Source organism: Pseudomonadota bacterium (assembly GCA_016195085.1).
Taxonomy (GTDB): Bacteria; Pseudomonadota; Alphaproteobacteria; order SHVZ01; family SHVZ01; genus JACQAG01.
Map to the genome: position 1 here is coordinate 1 of JACQAG010000065.1, position 5,725 is coordinate 5,725.

A 5,725-nucleotide genomic window follows, 5' to 3' on the forward strand; every position below is an offset into this window, starting at 1 on the left:
CAGCGCCCGAGCAGGCGCAGGACCGCCGCAGGCTCGGCCTCCAGCTTCTTCAGCGGCCGGCGCTCAACCCCGGGCACCAATCCCGACACAAGCCAGCTCTTCAGGCTCAGCTCGATCACCGCGATCAGCGTGCTATCCTGCACGAGGGCGGCGAGGCAATGGCTCAGGTCGTCTACTTTCGGCATGGGACGCGCTCCATTGAGGTCTTTGGCGACGACAATGGTGCACCGCTTCGCCGCCCGCCCCATAGCATCTCTCCCCCAGTGGCGGAGAGGGTTGCGAAGGCTTGGCGAGGCGAAGCCGAGCCTAGCCGAAGCTGGGTGAGGGGGATTCCATCTCACCGGATCAGACTCTACTCTGAGACAGCGCGCGGAATTGCGACGGAGACAGGCCATAGGTCGCCCTGAACATGCGCGTCATGTGGGGTTGGTCGGCGAACCCGGCATCAACTGCGATTTGCGCCAGAGCCTTGCCGGCGCGTATCTCCCGGCGGACGAGATCGAGACGGCGCAGGAGCAAATATCGGTATGGGCTCGTTCCGTATCGTTGGCGGAACTGGCGGGCGAGCGAAAAGCGACAATGACCGCTTATTTGCTCAAGCTCGTGAGAGGAGACGATGCGTCTCTTCTCCGCTTCCAAGAACTGTCGCACGCGGTCGACGGCCGGAGCGTCGCAGGCGATGGGTCGTGGTTTTCTCCGGATCGACGCGTCTGCTTGCAGGAGGCCGCGGGTCAGGCCTTCAACGAGCGCATCGACGGCTAATGGTTCGAGCGCTGCCGGGAAGCTCAGGAATGCGCCTCCAATCGCCTCGGCGAGCATCGCATTCGACGATACGACCTCTCTGACGAAGGGGAGCGGCACGGCCGCGCCGCAGAGGACGCGGGCGGCGTCCGTCACCCTCATCGGCGCCACATAGGCGATCCGATACCCGAAGCCCTCCTCCGATCCAGCGCGACCGTCATGGGCCTCATCGGGATGCAGCACCACGACTTGTCCGGGCGCGCTCGTCCGGGTGGCGCCACGATAATCGAATGTCTGGATGCCGAAATCGGTGACGCAGATCGCGTAGGTGTCGTGACGATGCTTGGCATAGGCTCGACCGCGGAACCGCGCGCGCAAGAGCTCAACCCCGCCATTCAGCGGCGTGCTGCTGGTCCAGTTGCCTTCATGCATGGCCGGGTCCTCGGTTCAATTCGCCTTGTACCACTCCTTCACGCGGGCATGCTGCATCACGTCGGGATTGACCAGAAGGTGCGGGGGCTCGCGGTCCAAGAAACGGCGCACGGAGCGGAACGAGCCTTCGGCCAGCCGCCTGAGGCATTCATCCGTGTAGGTCAGCGCATGGGGCGAGACGATGACGTTGTCCAGCTTGAGGAGCGGATTGTCCGGCGGCGTCGGCTCCTCCTCGAACACGTCGATTCCGGCGCCGGCGATGCGGCGCTGGGTCAGGGCCTCGGTCAGCGCCTTCTCGTCCACGATCGGCCCCCGCGCGCAATTGATGAGGAAGGCGGTCGGCTTCATGCCTTGGATCACCTTCGCATCGATGAGCCGGCGGGTCTTGGCGTTGAGCGGGCAGTTCACCACCAGGAAGTCGCTTTGGCTCACGACCGTGTCGAAATCGACAGGCTCGACACCGAGCTCGGTGAAGGTCGTGGGCTTGGCGAAGGGGTCGTGCGCCATATGGCGCATCTCCAAGGGCTTCGCCAGGCGGAACAGCTCGGCGCCGATATTGCCGATGCCGATCGAGCCCAGCACCCGGCCGGTCAAGCCGGTGCCGACGTGATCGTGACGATCGTTCCAGCGGCCTTCGCGGGTGAGCTTGTCCTTGATCAACATGCGATGCGCCAGAGCCAGCATGTAGGTCAGCTGCACGGTCGCCACCGGCCGGCGCACGCCATCGGGGTTGATGGTCAAGACCAGGCCGGCCTTGGTAACGGCAGGAACGTCGATGTGGTCGTAGCCGACGCCGAGGCGGGCCAAGAGCCGCGTGCGCATGTCGGCGCGGCCGACCGCATCCGCCTGGACGCCGGGCGCCACCATGCAGATTGCATCGTACTTGGCGAGGTGATCGGCGGTCACGTTGGCGCCCCGGTCGGAGAGATATTCCCAGGTGACCCGCTTGTCCTCATCCAGGAGCTTGAGCGCTGAGGCGTCGAAGGTGAGATTTCCCTTGTCATCGAGCGCATCGCGGGTGATGCCGACGCGGAATAAGTCAGCCATCGCTGGTCTCCTACATCGCGATGGTCATGCCGCCATCGACGGTGAGCACCTGGCCGTTGCAGAAGCTCGACGCATCGGAGGCGAAATAGATCGCCGCACCGCCGAGCTCGGCTGGATCGCCCCAGCGGCCCAAGGGCGAGCGGCCGGCGACCCAGTCGTAAAATTTCTTGTCGGCGCGCACGACGGCATTGGGCTCGGTCGGAAAGAAGCCGGGGCCGATGCAGTTGACGTTGATGCCTTTGGGCCCGAGCTCCACCGCGAGTGCCCGGGTCAAGCCGTGGATTCCGGCCTTGGAGGCGATGTAGGAGGCGATTGTCGGCCTGGCGAAGGTGCCCATGACCGAGCTGATATTGATGATGCGGCCCCATTTGCGCTTGAGCATGATCCGGGCGGCCTCGCGCGACAGCTTGAAGCAGGCGGTGAGATCGGTATCGATGACCTCCTGCCAGGCGGCGTCGGTGGTGTCGACGGCGAGGTTGCGCAGCACGATGCCGGCATTGTTGACGAGGATGTCGAGCCGCCCCAGCCGCTTTTCGATCTCGGCCATGCCGGCGGCGATATCGGCAGTCTTCGTCACATCGAAGGGCACCACCGTGCAGGGCCGCTTCAAGGCCTTGAGCGCGCGCTTGGGCTTCTCCAGCCTGCCGGCGTCGCGACCGTTCAGCACGATATGGGCGCCGGCGCCCGAAAGCGCCTCGGCGATCGCCCAGCCGAGGCCGCGCGAGGAGCCGGTCACCAGCGCCACGCGATCCTTGAGCGAGAATTGTTCGAGCATGTTCCTCCTGGTTCCCCGCGCCGGTTTGACGCATTGTTCGTAGTCGCTAATATTTTTCCAATCATAGGGCTAGGATCGCCACACTCGCAACGTCCGCCGCGGACGTTGGTCCGTGATGCCCCCACCCCAACCCTCCCCCACGCAGGACGTGGGGGAGGGAGACGAGTGGATGCTCTTGTCTCCCTCCCCCGCGCATGCGGGGGAGGGAGGGGTGGGGGCTCAGAGAAGTTAAAAAGTCCGCTTTGGGGAGGGAACGGAAGCGTGCGCAACAATCCAGTGAAGACCAAGCTCGCGCGGGGCGAGCCGGTGTTCGGGCCGATGATCCTCGATCTCTACGGTCCCGGCCTGCCGCAGATCATGGCCCGGGCCGGGGCCGACTTCATCATGTACGACATGGAGGCGGGCTGCCTCGACATCGCCCAGCTCAAGACCCAGGTGGCGCTGACCCGCGGCCTTCCCGTGGTGCCGATGGTGAATACGCCGTGGCACGACTATCACCTGAACGCCCGGCCGCTCGACTGCGGCGTCATGGGATTGATGGTCCCGGTGGTGGAGACGGTGGAGCAGGCGCGGGCCTTGGCGCGCATCGCGCACTATCCCCCGAAGGGTGTGCGGGGTGTGGCCTTCGGCATCGCCCATGACGACTACTCCGATGGCGCCAGCCGCGCGGCGATGGCGGCAGCCGATCGCCGCACCATGGTCATCGTCAAGATCGAGACCACCAAGGGCCTCGGCAATGTCGAGGAGATCATGGCCGTCGACGGCATCGACATCGGCTTCGTCGGCCATATGGATTTGAGCGTCTCCCTCGGCGTCCCCGGCGACTATAAGAACCGACGCTTCACCCAGGCCCTCGAGCGGGTGGTGGCGGCCTGCCGGAGCGAGGGCAAGCAGGCGGCCTGCCTTGTTGGCGATGTCGAGACCGGGGCGAAGCGGTTGGCGCAGGGATTCCGCATGATCCTCTACGCAACTGATGTGATGCTGCTGACCCAAGGCTTCCGCACGGGTGTCGACGCCTTGCGCAAGCTTGAGCTCAAACCCAATCCCGGCGCGGCGAAGAAATCCCGGAAGCGGTGAGGCCATGGCACCCCGCGTACTCGTCGGCGGCACCTGGCATGAGACCAACAGCTTTTCGCCGATCCGCACCGACCTCTCCGCCTTTCATCGCTATCTCTATTTGGAAGGAGACGCGGTCATCTCCGGCTCCAGCGGCACCAACACCGAGATCGGCGGCATGATCGATGGCGCGGAGGCGAACGGAATCGAGCTGCTGCCGACGGTCTTCGCCGGCGCCGCTCCCTCGGGCATGGTCGATCCTGCGGTGCTGGAGCAGGTCATCGAGCGCATCTGCCGCGGCGTCGATGAGTTCGGCCGGATCGACGGCGTGCTGCTGACGGTCCATGGCGCCATGGTTGCCGACGATATCGACGAAGCCGATGCCTATCTCGTCAGCCGGGTCCGCGACAAGGTGGGACCGGCGATCCCGATCGTTGTCACCTTCGATCTGCATGCGAACCTGTCGGCGGCCATCGTCGATGCCGCCGACGTGCTCATCGGCTACGACACGCTCCCCCATGTCGACATGGGCGATCGCGGCCGCGAGGCGGCCCACGTGATCGCCCGCCTCATCGCCGAGAACAAGCGGCCGAGCAAGGCATTCCGCAAGCTGCCGCTGATCACCCCGCCGCAGATGCAGTCGACCCATGAGAGCCCGATGCGCGAGATCATGGCGCTGAGAGAGGAGATCGAGCGGGGTCCGGGCGTGCTCACCGCCTCGGTCGTCGCCGGCTTTCCCTATTGCGACATTCCCCATCTCGGCATGGCGGTCGTCGTCTACGGTGAGGCCCAAATCGTCGGCCCCGCCGCCGACCGGCTGGCGGAGGCCGTGTGGTCCAGGCGCGACCAGTTCAAGCCGGCGCTGGTCAGCCCGGAAGAGGCCGTGCGCTTCGCGGTCAGCGCCAATCGCGGCCCGATCTTTCTGGTGGAGCCGGCCGACAATATCGGCGGCGGCGCGCCCGGCGACGGCACCTATCTCCTCAAGGCGCTCATCGAGGCCAAGGCCGCGGGTGCTGCGGTGGTGATCTGGGATCCGGAAGCCGCGGCGGAGGCCTGCCGGATCGGCCTCGGCGGCCGCTTCAAGGGCGATGTCGGCGGCAAGACGCTGGCCTTGCATGGGCCGCCGGTCGGCGTCGAGGGCCGCATCAGCTTTGCCGGGCCGGTCCGCTACAAGCGCGACGCCGCGTGGATGAACGGGCAGCCGACCGATCTCGGCCTCTGTGCGGCCATCGAGATGGGTGGGGTCAAGGTGATCGTCACCACCGAGCGCGCCATTCCCTTCGATACCATGCATCTGCGCATCCCCGGTGCGATGCCCGAAGCGACGAAGACCATGACCTTGAAATGCGCGGTCGCCTGGAGTGGGGCCTTCGGCGCCATGGCGCAAGGGCAGGTCTATGTCGACACGCCCGGCGTGTGCTCCTCCAACCTCGAGCGCATGCCCTACACCCGGCTCACGCACAAGCTCTATCCGCTGGCACGGGACGTGGAGTGGCGGGCGGGTGGCTGAGCGCGGGTGGATCGCGCGTTGCTTCGATTTCACCTCTCCCATGGGGCTATGGGATTCACGGATCTTGGCCTTGGGTAGCAAGGGCATAGCCTTCCATCCTGGCGGCGAGCTGGTTCCAGCCGTCGCGCATGGTCTTGGGTCCTGGCGGTTTGTAGTAGCAGTTC

At 65.8% G+C, this 5,725-nt stretch carries 6 protein-coding genes; 2 read left to right on the forward strand and 4 right to left on the reverse strand.

What is annotated here, in order from left to right; all coding sequences use genetic code 11:
* The 4 genes from HY058_18430 to HY058_18445 all read right to left on the reverse strand — a co-directional run.
* Window positions 1-185 (reverse strand): IS110 family transposase (locus HY058_18430; protein MBI3499275.1); only part of this gene is annotated, 185 nt, incomplete at its 3' end.
* Between the two features lie 160 nt (window positions 186-345).
* Window positions 346-1,173 (reverse strand): AraC family transcriptional regulator, encoded by an 828-nt coding sequence (locus tag HY058_18435; GenBank protein ID MBI3499276.1) that lies wholly within the window; start codon window positions 1,171-1,173, stop codon window positions 346-348.
* Between the two features lie 15 nt (window positions 1,174-1,188).
* Entirely contained in the window at window positions 1,189-2,220 is a 1,032-nt protein-coding gene (locus HY058_18440; protein ID MBI3499277.1) for a dehydrogenase, read from the reverse strand.
* A gap of 10 nt (window positions 2,221-2,230) precedes the next feature.
* Window positions 2,231-2,995, reverse strand: a complete 765-nt coding sequence (locus HY058_18445; protein ID MBI3499278.1) for an SDR family oxidoreductase — start codon at window positions 2,993-2,995, stop codon at window positions 2,231-2,233.
* A 261-nt stretch (window positions 2,996-3,256) separates the two neighbouring features.
* Here HY058_18445 and HY058_18450 point away from each other — a divergent pair, with 261 nt between their 5' ends.
* Window positions 3,257-4,072, forward strand: coding sequence for an aldolase (locus HY058_18450; GenBank protein ID MBI3499279.1), 816 nt, complete (start codon window positions 3,257-3,259; stop codon window positions 4,070-4,072).
* A 4-nt stretch (window positions 4,073-4,076) separates the two neighbouring features.
* Window positions 4,077-5,561, forward strand: coding sequence for a M81 family metallopeptidase (locus HY058_18455; protein ID MBI3499280.1), 1,485 nt, complete (start codon window positions 4,077-4,079; stop codon window positions 5,559-5,561).
* The last annotated feature ends 164 nt before the right edge of the window (window positions 5,562-5,725 follow it).

Excerpts from the sequence above, each read along its gene's own strand:
- HY058_18435 (MBI3499276.1), bottom strand. The coding sequence starts at position 1,173 with ATGCATGAAGGCAACTGGACCAGCAGCACGCCGCTGAATGGCGGGGTT.
- HY058_18455 (MBI3499280.1), top strand. The coding sequence starts at position 4,077 with ATGGCACCCCGCGTACTCGTCGGCGGCACCTGGCATGAGACCAACAGC.
- HY058_18445 (MBI3499278.1), bottom strand. The coding sequence starts at position 2,995 with ATGCTCGAACAATTCTCGCTCAAGGATCGCGTGGCGCTGGTGACCGGC.
- HY058_18440 (MBI3499277.1), bottom strand. The coding sequence starts at position 2,220 with ATGGCTGACTTATTCCGCGTCGGCATCACCCGCGATGCGCTCGATGAC.